Below are 19950 nucleotides of genomic sequence, written 5' to 3'. Positions count from 1 at the left end.
TAGAGACGTTATCTTTCGTCGCCCGGCATGACCGCTCCCCACCGGCAGCAAGGCAAGGCTCCAGGCATCGATTCCAAGCTGGTCCAGGGTATCCAGCGAGGAGACGTCATGAGCATTTTCAGTCACTTCCAGGGGCGTTTTGAAGCGACTCGCCAGGAAGAGTATTCCCTTCAGGAATACCTTGAGATCTGCAAGAAGGATCGTACCGCCTTTGCCAGTGCCGCCGAGCGCATGCTCATGGCCATCGGCGAACCCGAACTGGTGGACACCACCAGTGATTCACGCCTGTCCCGCATCTTTTCCAACAAGGTCATCCGCCGCTACCCCGCCTTTGCCGACTTCCATGGCATGGAGGACTGCATCGAGCAGATCGTGTCCTACTTCCGCCATGCGGCGCAGGGCCTGGAAGAAAAGAAGCAGATCCTCTATCTGCTCGGCCCGGTGGGTGGCGGCAAGTCGTCCCTCGCGGAAAAACTCAAGCACCTGATCGAGAAGGTCCCCTTCTACGCCATCAAGGGCTCGCCGGTGTTCGAATCGCCCCTGGGGCTGTTCAATCCCGACGAGGACGGCCAGATCCTCGAAGAGGACTACGGCATTCCCCGCCACTACCTGCGCAGCATCATGTCGCCCTGGGCGGCCAAGCGGCTGCAGGAATTCGGCGGCGACATCAGCAAGTTCCGGGTGGTCAAGCTCTACCCCTCCATCCTCAACCAGATCGCCATCGCCAAGACCGAGCCGGGCGACGAGAACAACCAGGACATCTCCGCCCTGGTGGGCAAGGTGGACATCCGCAAGCTGGAGGAGTACCCGCAGAACGATGCGGATGCCTACAGCTACTCCGGCGCCCTGTGCCGCGCGAACCAGGGCCTGATGGAATTCGTGGAGATGTTCAAGGCCCCGATCAAGGTCCTCCACCCCCTGCTGACCGCGACCCAGGAAGGCAACTACAACAGCACCGAGGGCCTCGGCGCCCTGCCCTACAGCGGCATCATTCTGGCCCACTCCAACGAATCCGAGTGGCACACCTTCCGCAACAACAAGAACAACGAAGCCTTCATCGACCGGATCTACATCGTCAAGGTGCCCTACTGCCTGCGCGTCTCCGACGAGATCCACATCTACGACAAGCTGCTGGTCAACAGCTCCCTGGCCAACGCCCATTGCGCGCCGGACACCCTGAAGATGCTGGCCCAGTTCTCGGTGCTGTCGCGCCTCAAGGAACCGGAAAACTCCAACATCTATTCGAAGATGCGCGTCTACGACGGCGAAAACCTCAAGGATACCGATCCCAAGGCCAAGTCGATCCAGGAATACCGCGACAGCGCCGGCGTCGACGAGGGCATGAACGGGCTCTCCACCCGCTTCGCCTTCAAGATCCTCTCGCGGGTGTTCAACTTCGACGCCAACGAGATCGCGGCCAACCCGGTGCACCTGCTCTATGTGCTGGAACAGCAGATCGAAGCCGAGCAGTTTCCGGCCGAGACCCGCGAGCGCTACATGAGATTCATCAAGGAATACCTGGCGCCGCGCTACGTGGAATTCATCGGCAAGGAGATCCAGACCGCCTACCTCGAGTCCTACAGCGAATACGGCCAGAACATCTTCGACCGCTACGTGCTCTACGCGGACTTCTGGATCCAGGATCAGGAATACCGCGATCCGGAAACCGGCGAGATCCTCAACCGTGCCTCGCTCAACGAGGAACTGGAGAAGATCGAGAAACCGGCGGGCATCAGCAATCCAAAGGATTTCCGCAACGAGATCGTCAACTTCGTGTTGCGCGCCCGTGCCAACAATAACGGTAAGAATCCGAGCTGGCTGTCCTACGAGAAGCTGCGCGCGGTGATCGAGAAGAAGATGTTCTCCAACACCGAGGAGCTCCTGCCGGTCATTAGCTTCAATGCCAAGGCCAGCAAGGAAGACCAGCAGAAGCACAGCGACTTCGTGACCCGCATGGTGGAGCGCGGGTACACCGAGAAGCAGGTACGACTGCTGTCCGAGTGGTATTCACGGGTACGCAAGTCGCAGTAAGGCAGCCTGAGGCTGAACCCGCGACGACGCGCCAGCCGCGTCGTCGCGGTGTCCTGCAATAGCCCGGAGGGCCTGTATGAGCTATGTCATCGACCGGCGTCTAAACGGCAAGAACAAGAGCACGGTGAACCGCACGCGTTTCCTGCGGCGTTATCGTGAGCACATCAAGAAGGCGGTCGAGGAAGCCGTGAGTCGGCGCTCCATCACCGACATGGAACACGGCGAGCAGATCAGCATTCCTGCCCGCGACATCGACGAGCCCGCGCTGTACCAAGGCAAGGGCGGGCGCCAGACCATCGTCCACCCGGGCAACAAGGAATTCATCAGCGGCGAACGCATCCCGCGCCCCCAGGGGGGTGGCGGTGGTCAGGGCCAGGGCAAGGCCAGCAACAGTGGCGAAGGCATGGACGAATTCGCCTTCCAGATCACCCAGGACGAATTCCTCGACTTCATGTTCGAGGACCTGGAGCTGCCCAACCTGGTCAAGAAGCAGCTGACCGGTACCGACACCTTCAAGACGGTCCGTGCCGGCATCAGCAACGAGGGTAATCCCGCCCGCATCAACATCATCCGCACCCTGCGCGCCTCCCATGCGCGGCGCATCGCCCTCTCCGGCGGCAGTCGCAGCAAGCTGCGCGAAGCCAGGGCGGAGCTGGCGCGGCTGCGGGTGGAAGAGCCCGACAACCTGGGCGACATCCAGGCGCTGGAAGCCGAGATCGAGCGGCTGCGCGCGCGCATCGACAAGGTGCCTTTCCTCGACACCTTCGACCTCAAGTACAACCTGCTGTCAAAGCAGCCCAGCCCCAGCTCCAAGGCGGTGATGTTCTGCCTGATGGACGTCTCCGGGTCCATGACCCAGGCCACCAAGGACATCGCCAAGCGTTTCTACATCCTGCTCTACCTGTTTCTCAAGCGGAACTACGAGCGCATCGAGGTGGTGTTCATCCGGCACCACACCAGCGCCAAGGAAGTGGACGAGGAAGAGTTCTTCTACTCCCGGGAGACCGGCGGCACCATCGTCTCCAGCGCCCTCAAGCTGATGCAGGAGGTCATGGCCGAGCGCTATCCGGTCAACGAGTGGAATCTCTATGCCGCCCAGGCCTCCGACGGCGACAACTGGAACGATGACTCGCCCATCTGCCGGGAGATCCTGACCAAGCAGATCCTGCCGTTCATGCAGTATTACACCTATGTGGAGATCACCCCGCGCGAGCACCAGGCGCTGTGGTACGAATACGAGAACGTCCGCGGCGCCTTCCCGGATTCCTTCTCGCAGCAGCAGATCGTCTCGGCGGGGGATATCTATCCCGTGTTCCGCGAACTGTTTCAGCGGAGACTCGTGTCATGAAACGTGAGCCCATTTCCACCGGCTCGGAATGGACCTTCGAGCTGATCCAGACCTACGACCGGGAGATCGCCCGGATCGCCAAGCGCTATGCGCTGGATACCTACCCCAACCAGATCGAGGTGATCACCGCCGAGCAGATGATGGATGCCTATGCCTCCGTCGGCATGCCCATCGGCTACAACCACTGGTCCTACGGCAAACACTTCCTGCACACCGAGAAGCACTACAGCCGCGGCCAGATGGGATTGGCCTACGAGATCGTGATCAACTCCGATCCCTGCATCGCCTATCTCATGGAAGAGAACACCATGACCATGCAGGCGCTGGTGATCGCCCATGCCTGCTACGGTCACAACAGCTTCTTCAAGGGCAACTACCTGTTCCGCACCTGGACCGATGCCAGCTCCATCATCGACTACCTGGTGTTCGCCAAGCAGTACATCACCCAGTGCGAGGAGCGCCATGGCATCGATGCCGTGGAAGAGCTGCTGGATTCCTGCCATGCGCTGATGAACTACGGGGTGGATCGCTACAAGCGGCCCTACCCCATCTCCGCCGCCGAGGAACGCCAGCGGCAGAAGGAGCGCGAAGAGCAGTTGCAGCGCCAGGTCAACGACCTCTGGCGGACCATTCCCAAGATGGCCGGCAAGGAGTTGCATGACGAAGGGGCGCGCTTCCCCAGCGAACCCCAGGAAAACATCCTCTATTTCGTGGAAAAGCACGCGCCGCTGCTGGAGCCCTGGCAGCGCGAGGTGATCCGCATCGTGCGCAAGATCGCCCAGTACTTCTATCCCCAGCGCCAGACCCAGGTGATGAACGAAGGCTGGGCCACCTTCTGGCACTACACCCTGCTCAATGATCTCTACGACGAGGGCCTGGTCACCGAAGGCTTCATGTTCGAATTCCTGCAATCCCACGCCGGGGTGATCTACCAGCCGGGCTTCGACAGCCCCTACTACAGCGGCATCAACCCCTACACCCTGGGCTTCGCCATGTTCCGCGACATCCGCCGCATCTGCGAGGACCCTACGGAAGAAGACCGCCGCTGGTTCCCCGACATCGCCGGCAGCGACTGGCTGGCCACCGTCACCTTCGCCATGAAGAGCTTCAAGGACGAAAGCTTCATCCTGCAGTACCTCTCGCCCAAGGTGATCCGCGACCTCAAGCTGTTCAGTATCCTCGATGACGATCAGCGCGACGAACTGGAGGTGGCGGCCATCCACGACGACGGCGGCTATCGTCTGATCCGCGAGCAACTCGCCGCCCAGTACAACCTGGGCAATCGCGAGCCCAATGTGCAGATCTGGAACGTGGACCGGCGTGGCGATCGCTCGCTCACCCTTCGCCATTTCCAGCATGACCGCAAGCCGCTGGGCAACTCCACGGACGAGGTGCTCAAGCACCTGCACCGGCTCTGGGGGTTCGATATCCGCCTGGAAAGCATGAGGGGCGAAGATGTCACGCACAGCTTCCAGGTTCCGCCCCGCCACGAGAGCCGCGACCATGACCGACGGCTGGATCTGGCTTCGCCGATCTGAGCCGAGCCGGGCTTTCGGGCTATCCTAGACCTCCGCAAGGAGGTCTTTTTCTATGCAAATCTACAAGGTGGGCGGCGCCGTGCGCGATCGCCTGCTCAGCCGACCGGTGACCGAAGTCGACTGGGTCGTGGTGGGCGCCACTGCCGAAGCCCTCGCTGCCCAGGGTTATCGTCCCGTGGGCGCCGACTTCCCGGTGTTCCTGCATCCCCGGACCGGCGAGGAATACGCCCTCGCCCGTACCGAACGCAAGAGCGGGCGCGGCTATGGTGGCTTCACCTTTCACGCCGCACCCGACGTCACCCTGGAGCAGGATCTGATCCGTCGCGACCTGACCGTCAATGCCATGGCCGAAGACGACGATGGCCAGGTCATCGACCCCTATGGCGGGCGCGCGGATCTTCAGGCGCGCCTGTTGCGCCACGTCTCGCCCGCCTTCGCCGAAGATCCGTTGCGCGTGCTACGCGTGGCCCGTTTCGCCGCCCGCTATTGCAGCCTGGGTTTCCAGGTGGCGCCCGAAACGCTGCTGCTGATGCAGGAGATGGTCGCCAGCGGCGAGCTGGATGCCCTGACCGCCGAGCGGTTGTGGAAGGAAATTTCGCGCGCCCTGCTCGAAGAGCGGCCCGATGTCTTCATTCGGGTGCTGCACGACTGCGGCGCCCTGACTGCGCTGCTGCCGGAGGTGGCTGCTGGGTTCGCTGGCGAGCAGCCCGAACCGGGCGCCCGGGTCTATGCCACCCTGCGCCAGAGCGCCGAGGTCCAGGCCTCGCTGAACGTACGCTGGGCCTGCCTGTTGCTGGACGTACCGGAAGGGAAGCACGCGGCCATCAACGCGCGCCTCAAGGTCCCGCGTGATCCGGCCGAGCTGGCATTGCTGCTGGCGTGTCATTGGCCCACGGCCCTGCAGGCCCGGCAGCTGACGCCGGAAGCCTGGTTCGAGCTGTTGCAGGGTTTCGATGTGCTACGCCGCCCGGCGCGCTTCGAGGAATTCCTCCAGGCCTGCGCCTGCGCGGCAGCGGTCAGGACCGACCAGGGCGAGCCACCGCTGGCCTTGCTGCGTCGAGCGGCCGAGGTGTTGCGTGGAGTCGAGGTCCAACCCCTGGTCGCCCGGGGCTTCAAGGGTGCGGCCCTGGGCGAGGCGCTCAAGCAGGCACGCATCGACGCCCTGGCCCAGCTTTCGTAGGTTGGCGCTGAGCACAGCGAAGCCCAACAGCTCCAGCCAGCGCTCCTCAGTTTGGGCTTCGACGATAGAACCGCGTCAACCCAACCTACCGTAGGTTGGCGCTGACCAGCTCTTCCGGCGTCAGCTCGACGCCCTTCCAGCGGAAGGACACCGGCCGCAGCACCTGGGTGGTCTGGCCGCGCATCTCTTGCCACAACTCATCGAGCCGGCGGCCGTTGTCCGGATGCCGACGCTCGCCGGCCAGCAGGGCCAGCGGCCAGAGCACGAAGGCATTGCGCAGGATCTCGGCGCGCGGCAGGGTCAGGCCGGCGAACTCGCCGGTCAGGTCGCCATGCAGCAGGATGTCGATGTCCAGCGGCAGGCCCTGGCGATCCGGCGCATAGCGACCGCTGCGGGTTTCGATGGCCTTGAGTCTCTGACTCAGGGCCATGGGATCGAGCGCCGTGTCACCCGCCACCACCAGATTGAAGAAGGGTGCGCTGCGGATACCCACCGCTTCGCTTTCGAAGACCGGCGAGCACTGCATGGCGGTCAGCAGCGTCGCGAGCTCGTCCAGGGCCATGCCCAGGTGCTGCTCGCGCTGGATATTGCTGCCCAGTCCCAGATAGACCCGGGTCACGCCTGCCCCCGCTCGATCTCCACGCCCACGCCGCGGGCGGTCGGCACCGCGCCGGGCTTGGTGATGCGCAAGCGCAGCCAGGGCAACTTGAATTCCGCCTGGAGCAGGGCAGCCAGGCGCTCGGCAAAGGTCTCGACCAGTTCGAAGGCGGTCTCGTGGGCAAAGGCGGTGATGCGCTCGGCCACCGCCGCATAGTTCAGGGTGTGTTCGAGTTCGTCGTTCGCCGCCGCCGCGCGGATATCCCAGCCCATGGTGAGATCGATGCGCAGGCACTGGCGGATGTCACGCTCCCAGTCATACACCCCTATCACGGTGTCGACCTCGAGTCCCTCGATGAAAACCTTGTCCACTGCCTTTGCCTCGCACCTTTGCCGTGCTCTGTGTGATCGTCGCCGCCGGCCTATCGTCGGGCGGCGGGCTGTCGGTAGAATCGAGCCTTCTCCTGGCGCGGAACCCTACCATGTTCTGGCTGCTGCTCCTGCTGGCCTATCTGCTGGGCTCGCTGTCCTTCGCCGTGCTGCTAAGTCGCCTGTTCGGCACCCGCGACCCGCGTCACGACGGCTCCGGCAATCCCGGCGCCAGCAACATGCTGCGCCTGGCCGGGCGCAAGCTGGCGTTGCTGACCCTGGCCGGTGACCTGAGCAAGAGCCTGATTCCCGTGCTCATCGCCCAGCAGCTGGGGCTTTCACCCCTGCAGCAGGCCTGGATCGGGCTGGCCGCCGTAGTCGGCCACCTCTATCCGCTGTACTTCCATTTCCGCGGTGGCAAGGGCGTCGCCACGGCGGCCGGGCTGCTGCTCGGCCTCTATCCGCCGGCGGCCCTGCTGGGGCTGGTGCTCTGGGCTGCGGTGTTCGCCAGCCTGAGGATCGCCTCCCTGGCATCGCTGGTCGCCGTGCTGGGCATCCTGCCGCTGTTCGCCTGGCAACGTCCGGATCTGCTGGCGCCCATGCTGCTGCTCGCCCTGCTCATCCTGATTCGCCACCGACACAATCTGCGCGCCCTGCGCCAGGGCACCGAGCGTCATTTTTGACCCTGGCGTCGCCCGGGGATTACCCAGCGACGCCCTCCGCCCGTCTCAGAGCGCCGCCAGTTGCTCCATGGGCCAGCGTGCCTTGACGGCGATGGCTGGACCTTCCTGCTGGCCGGCCAGCAGGCGCTGGCAACCGGCGTAGGCGATCATGGCGCCGTTGTCGGTGCAGAAGCGTGGCCGCGCATAGAAGACCTGGCCGCCCAGCTCGCCGAGCATCTGCTCCAGGTTCTGGCGCAGCGCCCGGTTGGCACTGACGCCACCGGCGATCACCAGCGACTTGAGCCCGGTCTGCTTCAGCGCGCGCTTGCACTTGATCGCCAGGGTCTCGACCACCGCCGTCTGGAAGGCCAGGGCGATGTCGCACCGGGTCTGCTCGCTGTCGTCACCAGCCGCCCGGCAGCGCTGCCAGGTGGTGAGGGTAAAGGTCTTGAGGCCGCTGAAACTGAATTCCAGACCGGGTCGATCGGTCATGGGCCGCGGAAAGACGAACCGTCCCACGACGCCACGCTCGGCCAGACGGGCGATCTCCGGTCCCCCGGGATAGCTCAGGCCCAGCAGCTTGGCGGTCTTGTCGAAGGCCTCGCCGGCGGCATCGTCCAGGGACTCGCCGAGCACGCTGTAGCGGCCGATGCCATCGACCTGCACCAGCTGGGTATGGCCACCGGACACCAGCAGGGCGACGAAGGGGAATTGCGGCGGCTGCTCTTCGAGCATGGGCGCCAGCAGATGGCCTTCCATATGGTGGACGCCCAGGGCAGGCACGCCCCAGGCCAGCGCCAGCGCCTGGGCGCAGGCCGCACCCACCAGCAGGGCGCCGACCAGGCCGGGGCCGGCGGTGTAGGCGATGGCGTCCACATCCGCGGGACGGCTGCCCGCCTCTTCCAGCACTTCGCGGATCAGCGGCAGCATGCGCTTGACGTGATCGCGCGAGGCCAGCTCCGGTACCACGCCACCGTAGACGCGATGCAGATCGATCTGGCTGAACAGCGCATCGGCCAGCAGGCCACGCTCGCTGTCGTAGAGGGCGACGCCGGTTTCATCGCAGGACGTTTCCAGTCCCAGAACACGCATGGAGATAAGCCTTCGAGGGTATAGAATGTCAGGCTGCGCATGATAAGCGCCGCTTCCAGCACCGGCCAGCGCTTTTCGTCCGCCGGGGGTTGGCAGCGGGGCAGTTGAAGCGTTACTATCCGCAACCCTTAAAAACCGACGCTTCCCGTGCCCTTTTGCCGCTAGCGTTGGATTAAACCTCGGTAAATTTGAAGGTACGACCTGGATGCCCAACGTCAAAGTCAAAGAAAACGAACCCTTCGACGTAGCGCTGCGTCGTTTCAAGCGTTCCTGCGAGAAGGCCGGTGTACTGGCCGAAGTGCGTAGCCGCGAGTTCTACGAAAAGCCCACCGCCGAGCGCAAGCGTAAAGCTGCCGCCGCGGTCAAGCGCCACGCCAAGAAAGTACAGCGCGAGCAGCGCCGTCGCGAGCGCCTGTACTGAGTTACAGCGCTCCTCTGGCGTCATCACACAACCCGACCTCTGGTCGGGTTGTCTGTTTCTGGCCTTCCCGCTTCGCCCAGGCGCCCGCTGGCGCTAGACTCTCCTTCTGGCCATCTGGCCTGCCCCACCCTCCGCTCTTTGCTCCTCTATCCAGACGCTGACCATGGCCGGACTCATCCCGCAAGGCTTCATCGACGACCTGCTCAACCGCACCGACATCGTCGAAGTGGTGGGCGCGCGGGTGAAGCTCAAGAAGGCCGGCAAGAACTGGATGGCCTGTTGCCCCTTCCATAACGAGAAGACGCCCTCCTTCAGCGTCAGCCCCGACAAGCAGTTCTACTACTGCTTCGGCTGCGGCGCCGGCGGCAACGCCCTGGGCTTCATCATGGACCACGACAACCTCGAATTTCCCGAGGCGGTCGAGGAACTGGCCAAGAAGGCCGGCGTGGACGTGCCGCGCGAAGAGAGCGGCGGCCGGCGCAAGCCGCGGCAACCCACCGACTCGCCGCTCTATCCGCTGCTGGCCGCGGCCGCCGAATTCTATCGCCTGGCGCTGCGCAACCATCCCAAGCGCCAGGCGGCGGTGGACTACCTGAAGAAGCGCGGCCTCACCGGCGAGATCGCCCGGGACTTCGGCCTGGGCTTCGCCCCGCCAGGCTGGGACAACCTGGGCAAGCACCTGGGTGGCGACGACCTGCAACAGAAGGCCATGCTTGATGCCGGCCTGCTGGTGGAGAACGCCGAGAGCGGCAAGAGATACGATCGCTTTCGCGACCGAGTGATCTTCCCGATCCGCGACAGCCGTGGCCGGGTGATCGCCTTTGGTGGCCGGGTACTGGGCGACGACAAGCCCAAGTACCTCAACTCGCCGGAAACTCCGGTCTTCCACAAGGGCCAGGAACTCTACGGCCTGTTCGAGGCACGCAAGCACAACCGCGACCTGGACGAGATCCTCGTCGTGGAAGGCTACATGGACGTCATCGCCCTGGCTCAGCAAGGCATCCGCAATGCCGTGGCCACCCTGGGCACCGCCACCAGCGAAGAGCACATCAAGCGGCTGTTCCGCATCGTGCCGAGCATCCTGTTCTGCTTCGACGGCGACCAGGCCGGCCGCAGCGCCGCCTGGCGCGCCCTGGAATCGGCCCTGCCGGTGCTCAAGGATGGCTTCCGGGTGCGCTTCCTGTTCCTGCCCGAAGGCGAGGACCCCGACACCCTGGTGCGCGCCGAGGGCGCGGATGCCTTCCAGGCGCGCTTCGTCCAGCAGGCCCAGCCGCTGGCCGAGTATTTCTTCCAGCAGCTGATGATCGAAGCGGATCCGGCCACCCTGGAGGGCAAGGCGCATCTGGCCACCCTGGCGGCGCCGCTGATCGAGAAGATTCCCGGCAACAACCTGCGCCTGCTGATGCGCCAGCGCCTGAGCGAACTCACCGGTCTCGGCAACGACGCCCTGAGCCAGCTGGCGCCTTCCGCACCGGCGCAGGATGCGCCACCCATGGACTATGGCGACTACGCCTACGCCCATGCCGAGGAAGCGCCGGCGCAGCAGCAGTGGACGCCACGCCGCGAGGGCAAGGGCGGGCGCGAGGGCAAGGGCTGGAAAAAGGATTTCAACGGTAAGGGCGGCGGCGAACGCGCACCCCGTCAGCCACCGGTCAAGGTGGAGACCCCGGTGCTGGCCGCGCTGCGCAGCCTGCTGCACCACCCGAACCTGGCCCAGGCGGTGCAGGACGCCCGCAACCTGGCCGAGGAAAGCGATCAGTACGCCCAGCTGCTGGTCGCCCTGGTCGAGGCGCTGCAGAAGAAGCCGGGACAGAGCACCCTGGCGCTCATCGCTCGCTGGCACGGCACCGAACAGGGCCGACTGCTGCGCGCCCTGGCGGAAAAAGAGTGGCTGATTGCCGGCGACAACCTTGAACAACAGTTTTTCGACACCATAACGAGGTTAGCCGCCAGCCAGCGTGATCGCTCGCTGGAGCAACTCCTACGCAAGGCGCGACAGAGCGAACTGAGCTCCGAAGAAAAGGACCGCCTACGCGAACTCCTCAGCCGTCCGGCGGGGTCCGTGACCTAACTGGCACGACCACCGTCTAACCGGCTATAATGTTCAGCTATTTTTGCCCGCCTAAGCCTTCAGTGGAAGGGTACCTATGTCCGGAAAAGCGCAACAGCAATCCCGTCTGAAAGAATTGATCGCCCGCGGTCGTGAGCAGGGTTACCTGACTTACGCGGAGGTCAATGACCACCTACCGGAGGATATTTCAGATCCGGAACAGGTGGAAGACATCATCCGCATGATCAATGACATGGGGATCAACGTATTCGAGACCGCGCCGGACGCTGATGCCCTGCTGCTGGCGGAAACCGATACCGACGAAGCCGCCGCCGAAGAAGCCGCCGCCGCCCTGGCAGCGGTGGAAAGCGATGTCGGCCGCACCACCGACCCGGTGCGCATGTACATGCGTGAAATGGGCACCGTGGAACTGCTGACCCGCGAAGGCGAGATCGAGATCGCCAAGCGCATCGAGGAAGGCATCCGCGAAGTCATGGGCGCCATCGCCCAGTTCCCGGGCACCGTCGACTACATCCTCAGCGAATACACCCGCGTCACCACCGAAGGCGGTCGCCTGTCCGACGTCCTTGCCGGCTACATCGATCCCGACGACGGCAGCCTGCCGAACGAGAGCGAGGTCCTGCCCGTCCCGAACAAGGCCACCGATGCCAAGGCCGTGGACGACGAGAAGGACGACGAGGAAGAGAGCGACGACGCCGACGAGGAAGAAGGCGACGGCGGTCCGGATCCGGAAGAGGCTCGCCTGCGTTTCGGCGCGGTTGCCGAGCAGCTGGAAAAGACCAAGAAGGTGCTGAAGAAGCACGGCCGCGACAACGACCACGCCGTGGAAGAATTCGTCGCCCTGGCCCTACTGTTCTCGCCGATCAAGCTGGTGCCCAAGCAGTACGAAGCCCTGGTGATCCGCGTGCGCGAATCCCTGGAGCGGGTGCGTGGCCTCGAGCGCGCCATCATGCAGCTCGCCGTGCGCGATGCGCGCATGCCGCGTGCCGATTTCCTGCGTCACTTCCCCGGCAACGAGACCAACACCGAATGGACCGCCGGCCTGCTCAAGGGCAAGCCCAAGTACGCCGAGGGTCTCGAGCGCTTCCAGGCCGACATCAAGGCCAAGCAGGCTCAGCTGGCCGAGCTGGAGCGTGACTACGAGCTGAAAGTCTCGCAGATCAAGGACATCAACCGCGCCATGTCCATCGGGGAGGCCAAGGCCCGCCGCGCCAAGAAGGAAATGGTCGAGGCGAACCTGCGCCTGGTGATTTCCATCGCCAAGAAATACACCAACCGTGGTCTGCAATTCCTCGATCTGATCCAGGAAGGCAACATCGGCCTGATGAAAGCGGTGGACAAGTTCGAATACCGCCGTGGCTACAAGTTCTCCACCTATGCCACCTGGTGGATTCGCCAGGCCATCACCCGCTCCATCGCCGACCAGGCGCGCACCATCCGGATTCCGGTGCACATGATCGAGACGATCAACAAGCTGAACCGGATCTCCCGCCAGATGCTGCAGGAGATGGGTCGCGAGCCGACCCCGGAAGAGCTGGGCGAGCGCATGGAGATGCCCGAGGACAAGATCCGCAAGGTGCTCAAGATCGCCAAGGAGCCGATCTCCATGGAGACGCCCATCGGCGACGACGAAGATTCGCACCTGGGCGATTTCATCGAGGACAGCTCCATGCAGTCCCCGATCGAGGTGGCCACCAGCGAAAGCCTTAAGGAAGCCACGCGCGACGTGCTCTCCGGCCTCACCGCCCGTGAAGCCAAGGTCCTGCGCATGCGTTTCGGCATCGACATGAACACCGACCACACCCTCGAGGAAGTGGGCAAGCAGTTCGACGTCACCCGCGAGCGTATCCGCCAGATCGAAGCCAAGGCCCTGCGCAAGCTGCGCCACCCGTCCCGCAGCGAACACCTGCGCTCCTTCCTCGACGAGTAAGGCGCCCACGCTGCACCCGAAACCGGAGCCCAGGCTCCGGTTTTTTTATGCCCGACAAGGGTTTGGCGATCCCCGCCACCCCCGGTATACTCCTCCGCGCTATAGGGCCTATAGCTCAGTTGGTTAGAGCAGAGGACTCATAATCCTTTGGTCCACGGTTCGAGTCCGTGTGGGCCCACCAGCTTTCAGGAGCCGCGCGTTGCGCGGCTTTTTTGTGCCTGCGATTCGCGCTTCACGCTTTTGCCACTCAGACGTGCAACAGCGCCAACACCCCTACAGCCACTCCTCCCCCCGCCACCCCATACACCGCCGCCTGCAACCAGCGCCGCCGGGTCAGCAGGGTGATGGCGGCCAGGGAGATGGCGACCTGCATGAGCATGGTGGCCTGGGCCCAGCGGTGGTGGCGGTGGAGCTGGGTTTCGCTCAGGGCTTCGTTGGCCATGACCTTTTCCTCCAGGGCTTCGGCCTTGGTGCGGATCTCGGCCTTTTGCTGGGCGTAGCGCTGGCTGTCCTGGGTGAAGCGCTGGGCGGTGTCGGGGTTGGTCGCGAGGGCGGCGCCCAGGTCGGCGAGGTTCTGCTTTTCGCCCTTGGCCTGGTAGTAGCCCCACTGGTTGGCGGCTTCGGTCTTGGCGATGGCTTCTTCGTTCTTGTAGTAGAGCGCCAGGCTCTCGGCGTTGCCGCCCTGGTAGGCGCAGAGGGCGCCCAGCGTCGCGAGAATGGCGGTGGTGACGGCAATGCGGCCGGTGAGGCTGTCGCGGCGATGGGCGCCGTGGGCGGCGTGTTCCACCTCGTGGTCGTGGGGACCGTGGACTTCGTATTCGCTGGACAAGACCTAGCTCCGCTGCGGATTCCTGCGGCGAGGCTAGTCCAGTCGGCTTAAGGCCTTCTTAAGAGTTGGGCAATCGCGCCTGCAGCCAGCGGCGTAGCGGACCGGCCACCCAGCGCTGCATGGCCAGGCCGAGCAGGACGATGAGCACCAGGTGCAGCGGCAGCATCCAGCCGGGTATGGGGATGGGCAGGGCCAGCACCTCGCCGACGTCTTCGGCCAGGTCTTCGAGGCTGTCGCCGGCCAGGTGCATCCAGCCCAGCAGGGTACGGGTCCAGGGTTCGAGCACGCCGATCAGCGGGGTGTGGACGGCGAAGATGCACAGCGAGGCCTCGCCGAGGCGCTGGGCCAGGCGGCGCACGCCGGCGCGGCCGGGTTCGCCGAAGGTGGCGCAGGCCAGCAGCACCGCCGCCTGGAAGGGCGTCAGCAAGCCGTTGTGGACCAGGTAGAACCAGCGGCGGCCATCGCCTTCCAGCAGCAGGGCGCCCAGCCACAGGCCGGTCAGGCCAAACAGCAGCAGCGGCACGCGCAGGCGCTGGGTCGTCTCGGCCACCCAGGGCTCCTGCACGGCGCGATAGAGCAGGATGCCGAGCAGGAATTCCGGCAGGCGGATCAGCGGATTGCGATGGATGACGCCCACGGTGACGGTATCGAAGGCCTGGGCCCAGGTGGCCACCAGCGGGCCGAGCAGATAGAGCCCCCAGAGCGCGGCGGCGGCCAGGGCCCAGCGACGCAGGCGCATCAGCCGCGGGCCCAGCAGCGGGAACAGCAGGTAGAAGAACAGCAGCGCCGAGATCGACCAGGCGGCGCCGTTGAGCCAGAGAAAGCGCGGCTCCCAGGATTGCAGCAGGAGCAGTTGCAGGAGTACGTGGGTGGTGGCGGCCAGCCAGGACAGCGGCAGCATCTCGTCCAGCGCGCTGCCCTCCTCCAGCTGCAGATAGGGATGCTGGTTGTAGTAGACCGGCACCCCGTGTTCCAGCCAGGAGTCCTGGGACAGCCAGTAGGACAGCCCCAGGGCCACCAGCAGGGTAAGCAGGTGGATGGGATAGAGGTTGCACAGCCGGCGCAAGACGAAACCGCGCGAGCTGCCCTTGAGTGCGCCCTGGCGATCCAGGCTGACATGGGCCAGCAGGAAACCGGAGAGCAGGAAGAAGGTGCTGGTGGCGAAGAAGCCCATGCCGGCCAGGCGGCGGAAGGCATCCGGCAGATCGCTGTAGAGCCCGCCCAGGTGGTAGACGACCATGTACAGCGCCATGAGGAATCTCAGCCATTCCAGGCCGTAGTAACGGGCAGTGGGGCGGCTTGCGGTTGAAGAGGTCATGGCGGCGGTTTACGGCGGATAAGACCTGATTATAAGCCGCCTGGGCGTGAGCCCTGCCGATGTTCATGACAAAAGCATGACAACCGGTTTCCCAGGGTTGCCAGGCGCCGCTCAGGACACCGCCGTTCGGGAGTCCTGCGGCCTCTGAAACCGGGCCCGATTCAGCCGGCGAAGGCAGGCTCCGCCAGCCCCTGCACGCCAGGGTCCAGGGCGAACAGACCACCCGCCAGCGGCTGATCGCTCAGATCGCCACCCGGGCGGATGGAGGTCACGAACAGGGTGTCCAGGTTGCGTCCGCCAAAGGCGCACATGGCCGGCTTCCTGACCGGCACGGCCAGGGAGCGATCCAGGCGACCGTCGGGCGTGAAGCGATGGATGAGGCCGGCATCGTTGCCGCAGATCCAGTAGCAGCCGTCGACATCCACCGCAGCACCATCAGGCCGGCCGGGATGGCCGTTCATGTCGACGAACAGCCGCCGGTTGCCGGGTGTGCCCGTGTCGGGATCGTAGTCGAACGCCCAGATCAGCTGGCGGCTGGGATGGGAGTCGGACAGATAGAGGATGCGGCCATCGGGGCTCAGGGCCAGGCCGTTGGGGACGATGAGGTCGTCCAGCAGCAGCCGGGCGCCCTCGCCGGCCGTATGACTGTAGAGGCGGCCAGCCGGGGCGCCCTGCGCCATGTCCTGCACCATGGTGCCCACCAGGAAGCGACCCTGGCGATCGCAGCGACCGTCGTTGCATCTCATGGCCGGCTGGGCATGGTCGAGGGCGACCAGGCGCTCGCCGCTGAGTTGGCCGCAAGCCTCGGCCTGCAGGGCGAAGAGGCCACTTTCCAGGCCGGCGAGCCAGCCGCCGCCTGCGCGGGCGGCGATGCAGGCGAGCATTTCCGGCGCGCTCCAGCTGTCCAGCGCACCCGTCGGGGTCCAGCGATGCAGCCGCTTGGCCGGGATATCGACCCAGTAGAGCGCCTGTTCGGCGACGTGCCAGACCGGGCATTCGCCAGTGGCGTTGCGGGCATCGACGAGCAATTCGGCAGTCATGGCGGCCCTCCTCAGTCGTCGAAGGGACCGGTGGCGACGAAGGCACCGCCCTGGTAGACCAGAGACGGATCGTCCGCCGCCGGCATCGGCTGGGCCTCGACCTTGGCGCGGAATTGCTCGGAGTTGTCCTTGGGCTGGAAGCCCAGGTGCGCGGCCAGGCGGTTGTCCCACCAGCTGTCGCGGTTGTTGGAGGCGCCATAGACTATGGTGTGGCCGACGTCCGGGGTGGTCAGGCTACGCAGGATGAGGTCGGTCAGGTCTTCGTAGCTCAGCCAGGTGGCGAGCATGCGGCGATTCTGCGCCTCGGGAAAGGACGAGCCGATGCGGATGCTCACCGTCTCGATGCCATAGCGATCGAAATAGAAGGTCGCCAGGTCTTCGCCAAAAGCCTTGGACAGGCCGTAGTAGCTGTCCGGACGCTGGGGCACGCTGGCGTCGATGCGCTGGTCCTGGCGATAGAAGCCGATGACATGGTTGGAGCTGGCGAAGACGATGCGCTTCACTCCATGGCGCCGCGCGGCCTCGTAGAGATTGAAGGTGCCGCGGATGTTGGCTTCGAGGATGGGCTCGAAGGCATGCTCGGTGGAGATGCCGCCAAAGTGCAGGATGGCGTCGACGCCTTCCACCAGGTCATGGACGCCCGCCTTGTCCGCCAGGTCGCACGTGACCACCTCTTCCGCTGGCCCCTGGGACGCAGCCATCGGCGCGATGTCGGACAGCCGCAGGATCTCGGCATGGGGCTTGAGCCGCTGGCGCAGCTCCTTGCCCAGACCGCCGGCAGCACCGGTCAGCAGCAGACGATGGAAAGGTGACGAGGAGACTTCGGACATGAGCGGGCGCCTTCTTATGGAGTTATCTGGCAAGAGGTACGACATCCCACCTCTTTTCGCGATTCTCGCGGGCGACCGGGGTCCTGTCAATGCTACCTAGGCCGGCAGGCAAGGCAGCCGCAGGCGGAAGGTCGCGCCCTGCCCGGCGATGCTTTCCACGTGCAGGCTGCCATGGTGCGCCTTGACGATCTGGTCGGCGATATAGAGGCCCAAGCCCAGGCCGGCGATGTTCTCGGTGCCACTGGCGCGCTCGAACTGGCGGAAGATCAGCGCCTGATGCTCCACCGGGATGCCGATGCCGTGGTCCTTGACGCTCAGCTCTACGTCGGCGCCATCGCTGCGCAGGGAGATCGCCACCGGACGCCCGGCGCCGTATCTCATGGCGTTGGTCAACAGGTTGGTGATCACCTGCTCGATGCGGAATTCATCCCAGTAGCCAGGCGCCGGGCCTTCCGCGTGCAGCTCCACCGGGCAACCGGCGGCGGCGAATTGCGAGGCGAAGCTGTCGACCACGGTATTGACCAGGGCGGCGAGATCGCATTGCGAGGGGCGGATGGACAGCTTGCCGGTGCGGATGCGCGAGATGTCGAGCATGTCGTCGATCAGGTGCACCAGGCGCTGGATCTGCCGCTCGTCGCGCTCGGCCATGCCGGCCAGCTTGTCGGGGGTGAAGGCCTCCAGCTTGCCCTTGTCCAGATACATGCGGCGCAGCTGGGCTTCGAGCATCAGGGTGTTGAGCGGCGTCTTGAGTTCGTGGGAGACCATGGACATGAAGTCGTCGCGGGTGCGGACCGCCTGCTGCAGCTCGACCTGGGTCTGGCGCAACTCGGCCAGCAGGATCTCCTGTTCCTGACGGCTCTGCTCCAGGGCCACCAGCTGCTCGGCCAGGCGCTTGCGGTGCCAGTAGAGGTCGACGAAGACCCGGGTCTTGCTCTTGACCGCATGGACATCGAGGGGCTTGTGCAGGAAGTCCACCGCCCCGCTCTCGTAGCCCTTGAAGGCATAGTTGAGATCGCGGCCAGCGGCGCTGACGAAGACGATGGGAATGTGCCGGGTCTTTTCCAGGCCGCGCATCATCTCCGCCAGCTCGAAACCGTTCATGCCCGGCATCTGCACATCAAGGATCGCCAGGGCGAATTCGTGCATCAGCAGGAGCTCCAGCGCGGCCTCGGCGGAGCTGGCCTGGAAGATTTCCAGCGCCTCGCTGCGCAGCAGGGCTTCCAGTGCCAGGAGATTTTCCGGCAGGTCGTCTACGAGCAGGAGCTTCGCCTGTTCGACGGGTACTTCAGCCATGGTCGCGTTCCAGCTCGATGAGCAATAGATGGATGCCCGGCACATCCAGCACGAAATCCGGGTGGAATCTTTTCAGCGCCGCCTCGGGCATGGTCGGTACCTCGGCCGACTGCGGCGACTGGACGACGGTGACCGCTCCATTCCGAGCCAGGGCGTGCAGGCCGCTGGCGCCGTCCTGGTTGGCGCCGGTGAGCAGGACGCCGCAGACCTGCTCGCCCAGGGCATCGGCCGCGCTTTCGAACAGGACATCGATGGACGGCCGGGAAAACTGCACCGGCTCGTCGCGTGACAGCGACAGGGTGAAGTCGTCCTCCACCAGCAGGTGATAACCCGGCGGCGCGAAATACAGGGTGCCGGGCAGTATAGCGTCCTTGTCCTCGGCTTCGCGTACCCGCAAGGCCAGCCGCGCCTGGAACAACTCGGCCAGGCGCGAATTGCGGTCGTCCGGCAGGTGCAGCACTACCGCCAGCGGCAGGCGGAAGCTGGCCGGCAGGGTCGAGAGCAGGCGCAGCAGCACCTGCAGCCCGCCGGCAGAGGCTCCGATGACGATGAGGCGCAACGGCTTCAGGGGCGGGAACATGCTAGAGCCTGCGGAACAGCCGTTCCTGCTTCACCACCGGCTCGAAGTGACTGGCGTAGGCGGAGAAGTCCAGCGACTCCTTGCTACCCAGGCCGAGAAAGCCGCGGTGGCTCAGGGACTCGTGAAACAGGCCGAGCGCCCGATTCTGCAGATTCTTGTTGAAGTAGATGAGCACGTTGCGGCAGGACACCAGTTGCGTCTCGGAAAAGACGCTGTCGGTGGCCAGGCTATGGTCGGCGAAGGTCACATTGGCGATCAGTGACTTGTCGAACAGGGCGCCGTCGTAGGCCGCGGTGTAATAGTCGGAAAACGCTCGGGTGCCGCCGGCCTTCTGGTAGCTGGCGGTGTAGGCGCGCATCCGCTCCAGCGGAAAGATGCCCTGGCGGGCCTTTTCCATGGAGCGCGGATTGATGTCGGTGGCATAGAAGAGCGTACGGTCGAGCAGCCCTTCCTCCTGGAACAGGATGGCCATGGAGAAGACTTCCTCGCCGGTGCTGCAGCCGGCGATCCACACCTTGAGCGAGGGATAGGTGCGCAAGACCGGTACCACCTGCTGGCGCAGGGCGAGGAAGTAACCCGGATCGCGGAACATCTCGCTCACCGGGATGGTGATGAACTGCAGCAGCTCGGCGAACAGCGCCGGATCGCGCAGGACCCGCTCCTGCAGCGCCGAGATGCTCGGGCAGTCGAAGCGCGTCAGCGCCTGCAGCACCCGCCGCTTGAGCGAGGCCTTGGAGTAATTGCGGAAGTCGTGGCTGTATCTCAGGAAGATGCCTTCCAGCAGCAACCTCAGCTCGATGTCCTGCAGCCGTTCGCTCATG

18 protein-coding genes and 1 tRNA gene are annotated in these 19950 nt (G+C 64.8%); 9 read left to right on the top strand and 10 right to left on the bottom strand.

Features of this window, described 5'->3' with window-relative positions; translation table 11 throughout:
- Positions 1-108 precede the first annotated feature (108 nt).
- The 4 genes from QE393_RS21785 (at position 109) to QE393_RS21770 (ending at position 6097) form a co-directional block, all read left to right on the top strand.
- The gene (locus QE393_RS21785; protein ID WP_133861950.1) at positions 109-2031 is read left to right on the top strand and encodes a PrkA family serine protein kinase; all 1923 of its coding nucleotides are present in this window, start codon (positions 109-111) and stop codon (positions 2029-2031) included.
- 76 nt (positions 2032-2107) lie between these two features.
- Positions 2108-3379 (top strand): YeaH/YhbH family protein, encoded by a 1272-nt coding sequence (locus QE393_RS21780; RefSeq protein WP_273805770.1) that lies wholly within the window; start codon positions 2108-2110, stop codon positions 3377-3379.
- The gene (locus QE393_RS21775; RefSeq protein ID WP_273805769.1) at positions 3376-4917 is read left to right on the top strand and encodes a SpoVR family protein; all 1542 of its coding nucleotides are present in this window, start codon (positions 3376-3378) and stop codon (positions 4915-4917) included. Before QE393_RS21780 ends, QE393_RS21775 begins: the two co-directional genes overlap by 4 nt.
- 52 nt (positions 4918-4969) lie before the next feature.
- Positions 4970-6097 (top strand): multifunctional CCA tRNA nucleotidyl transferase/2'3'-cyclic phosphodiesterase/2'nucleotidase/phosphatase, encoded by a 1128-nt coding sequence (locus tag QE393_RS21770; RefSeq protein ID WP_310045583.1) that lies wholly within the window; start codon positions 4970-4972, stop codon positions 6095-6097.
- An 85-nt stretch (positions 6098-6182) separates the two neighbouring features.
- Here QE393_RS21770 and folK read toward each other — a convergent pair whose 3' ends face one another.
- Positions 6183-6716 (bottom strand): 2-amino-4-hydroxy-6-hydroxymethyldihydropteridine diphosphokinase, encoded by a 534-nt coding sequence (gene folK / locus QE393_RS21765; RefSeq protein ID WP_310045582.1) that lies wholly within the window; start codon positions 6714-6716, stop codon positions 6183-6185.
- Positions 6713-7066 carry a dihydroneopterin aldolase gene (gene folB, locus QE393_RS21760; protein ID WP_007159747.1) on the bottom strand — a complete coding sequence of 118 codons (354 nt, stop codon included), beginning with the start codon at positions 7064-7066 and terminating at the stop codon, positions 6713-6715. Before folB ends, folK begins: the two co-directional genes overlap by 4 nt.
- Positions 7067-7176: 110 nt before the next feature.
- On the opposite strand from folB, the gene plsY reads away from it, so the two are divergent.
- Positions 7177-7746 (top strand): glycerol-3-phosphate 1-O-acyltransferase PlsY, encoded by a 570-nt coding sequence (gene plsY, locus QE393_RS21755; protein WP_273805765.1) that lies wholly within the window; start codon positions 7177-7179, stop codon positions 7744-7746.
- A 45-nt stretch (positions 7747-7791) separates the two neighbouring features.
- Here plsY and tsaD read toward each other — a convergent pair whose 3' ends face one another.
- Positions 7792-8817 (bottom strand): tRNA (adenosine(37)-N6)-threonylcarbamoyltransferase complex transferase subunit TsaD, encoded by a 1026-nt coding sequence (gene tsaD, locus QE393_RS21750; protein WP_273805764.1) that lies wholly within the window; start codon positions 8815-8817, stop codon positions 7792-7794.
- A 205-nt stretch (positions 8818-9022) separates the two neighbouring features.
- Here tsaD and rpsU point away from each other — a divergent pair, with 205 nt between their 5' ends.
- The 4 genes from rpsU to QE393_RS21730 all read left to right on the top strand — a co-directional run bounded on the left by rpsU (position 9023) and on the right by QE393_RS21730 (position 13420).
- Positions 9023-9238, top strand: a complete 216-nt coding sequence (gene rpsU / locus QE393_RS21745; RefSeq protein ID WP_007159750.1) for a 30S ribosomal protein S21 — start codon at positions 9023-9025, stop codon at positions 9236-9238.
- Between the two features lie 163 nt (positions 9239-9401).
- Positions 9402-11309, top strand: coding sequence for a DNA primase (gene dnaG / locus QE393_RS21740; RefSeq protein ID WP_310045581.1), 1908 nt, complete (start codon positions 9402-9404; stop codon positions 11307-11309).
- Between the two features lie 76 nt (positions 11310-11385).
- Positions 11386-13239, top strand: a complete 1854-nt coding sequence (gene rpoD / locus QE393_RS21735) for an RNA polymerase sigma factor RpoD (RefSeq protein WP_187980515.1) — start codon at positions 11386-11388, stop codon at positions 13237-13239.
- Positions 13240-13343: 104 nt separating this feature from the next.
- A tRNA-Ile gene (locus QE393_RS21730) sits at positions 13344-13420 on the top strand.
- Between the two features lie 66 nt (positions 13421-13486).
- Here the strand turns inward: QE393_RS21730 and QE393_RS21725 are convergent.
- The 7 genes from QE393_RS21725 to QE393_RS21695 form a co-directional block, all read right to left on the bottom strand.
- A complete protein-coding gene (locus tag QE393_RS21725; RefSeq protein WP_273805762.1) occupies positions 13487-14068 on the bottom strand; it encodes a DUF4337 domain-containing protein in 582 nt (193 codons plus the stop codon).
- A gap of 58 nt (positions 14069-14126) precedes the next feature.
- Positions 14127-15386: an acyltransferase gene (locus tag QE393_RS21720; protein ID WP_273805761.1), complete on the bottom strand. Its 1260-nt coding sequence runs from the start codon at positions 15384-15386 to the stop codon at positions 14127-14129.
- A 161-nt stretch (positions 15387-15547) separates the two neighbouring features.
- Positions 15548-16426, bottom strand: coding sequence for an SMP-30/gluconolactonase/LRE family protein (locus QE393_RS21715; protein ID WP_273805760.1), 879 nt, complete (start codon positions 16424-16426; stop codon positions 15548-15550).
- Between the two features lie 11 nt (positions 16427-16437).
- A complete protein-coding gene (locus QE393_RS21710) occupies positions 16438-17256 on the bottom strand; it encodes an NAD(P)-dependent oxidoreductase (protein WP_310045580.1) in 819 nt (272 codons plus the stop codon).
- 96 nt (positions 17257-17352) lie between these two features.
- The gene (locus QE393_RS21705; RefSeq protein ID WP_273805758.1) at positions 17353-18549 is read right to left on the bottom strand and encodes a hybrid sensor histidine kinase/response regulator; all 1197 of its coding nucleotides are present in this window, start codon (positions 18547-18549) and stop codon (positions 17353-17355) included.
- The gene (locus QE393_RS21700) at positions 18542-19129 is read right to left on the bottom strand and encodes a chemotaxis protein CheB (protein ID WP_310045579.1); all 588 of its coding nucleotides are present in this window, start codon (positions 19127-19129) and stop codon (positions 18542-18544) included. Before QE393_RS21700 ends, QE393_RS21705 begins: the two co-directional genes overlap by 8 nt.
- A 1-nt stretch (position 19130) precedes the next feature.
- On the bottom strand, positions 19131-19949 hold the full coding sequence (locus QE393_RS21695) for a protein-glutamate O-methyltransferase CheR (RefSeq protein WP_310045578.1): 819 nt from the start codon (positions 19947-19949) through the stop codon (positions 19131-19133).
- Position 19950: the final 1 nt, after the last annotated feature.

This window comes from Pseudomonas sp. SORGH_AS_0211 (assembly GCF_031453455.1).
Taxonomy (GTDB): domain Bacteria; phylum Pseudomonadota; class Gammaproteobacteria; order Pseudomonadales; family Pseudomonadaceae; genus Chryseomonas; species Chryseomonas aestiva.
This window is presented reverse-complemented; position numbering and strand designations above follow the sequence as displayed.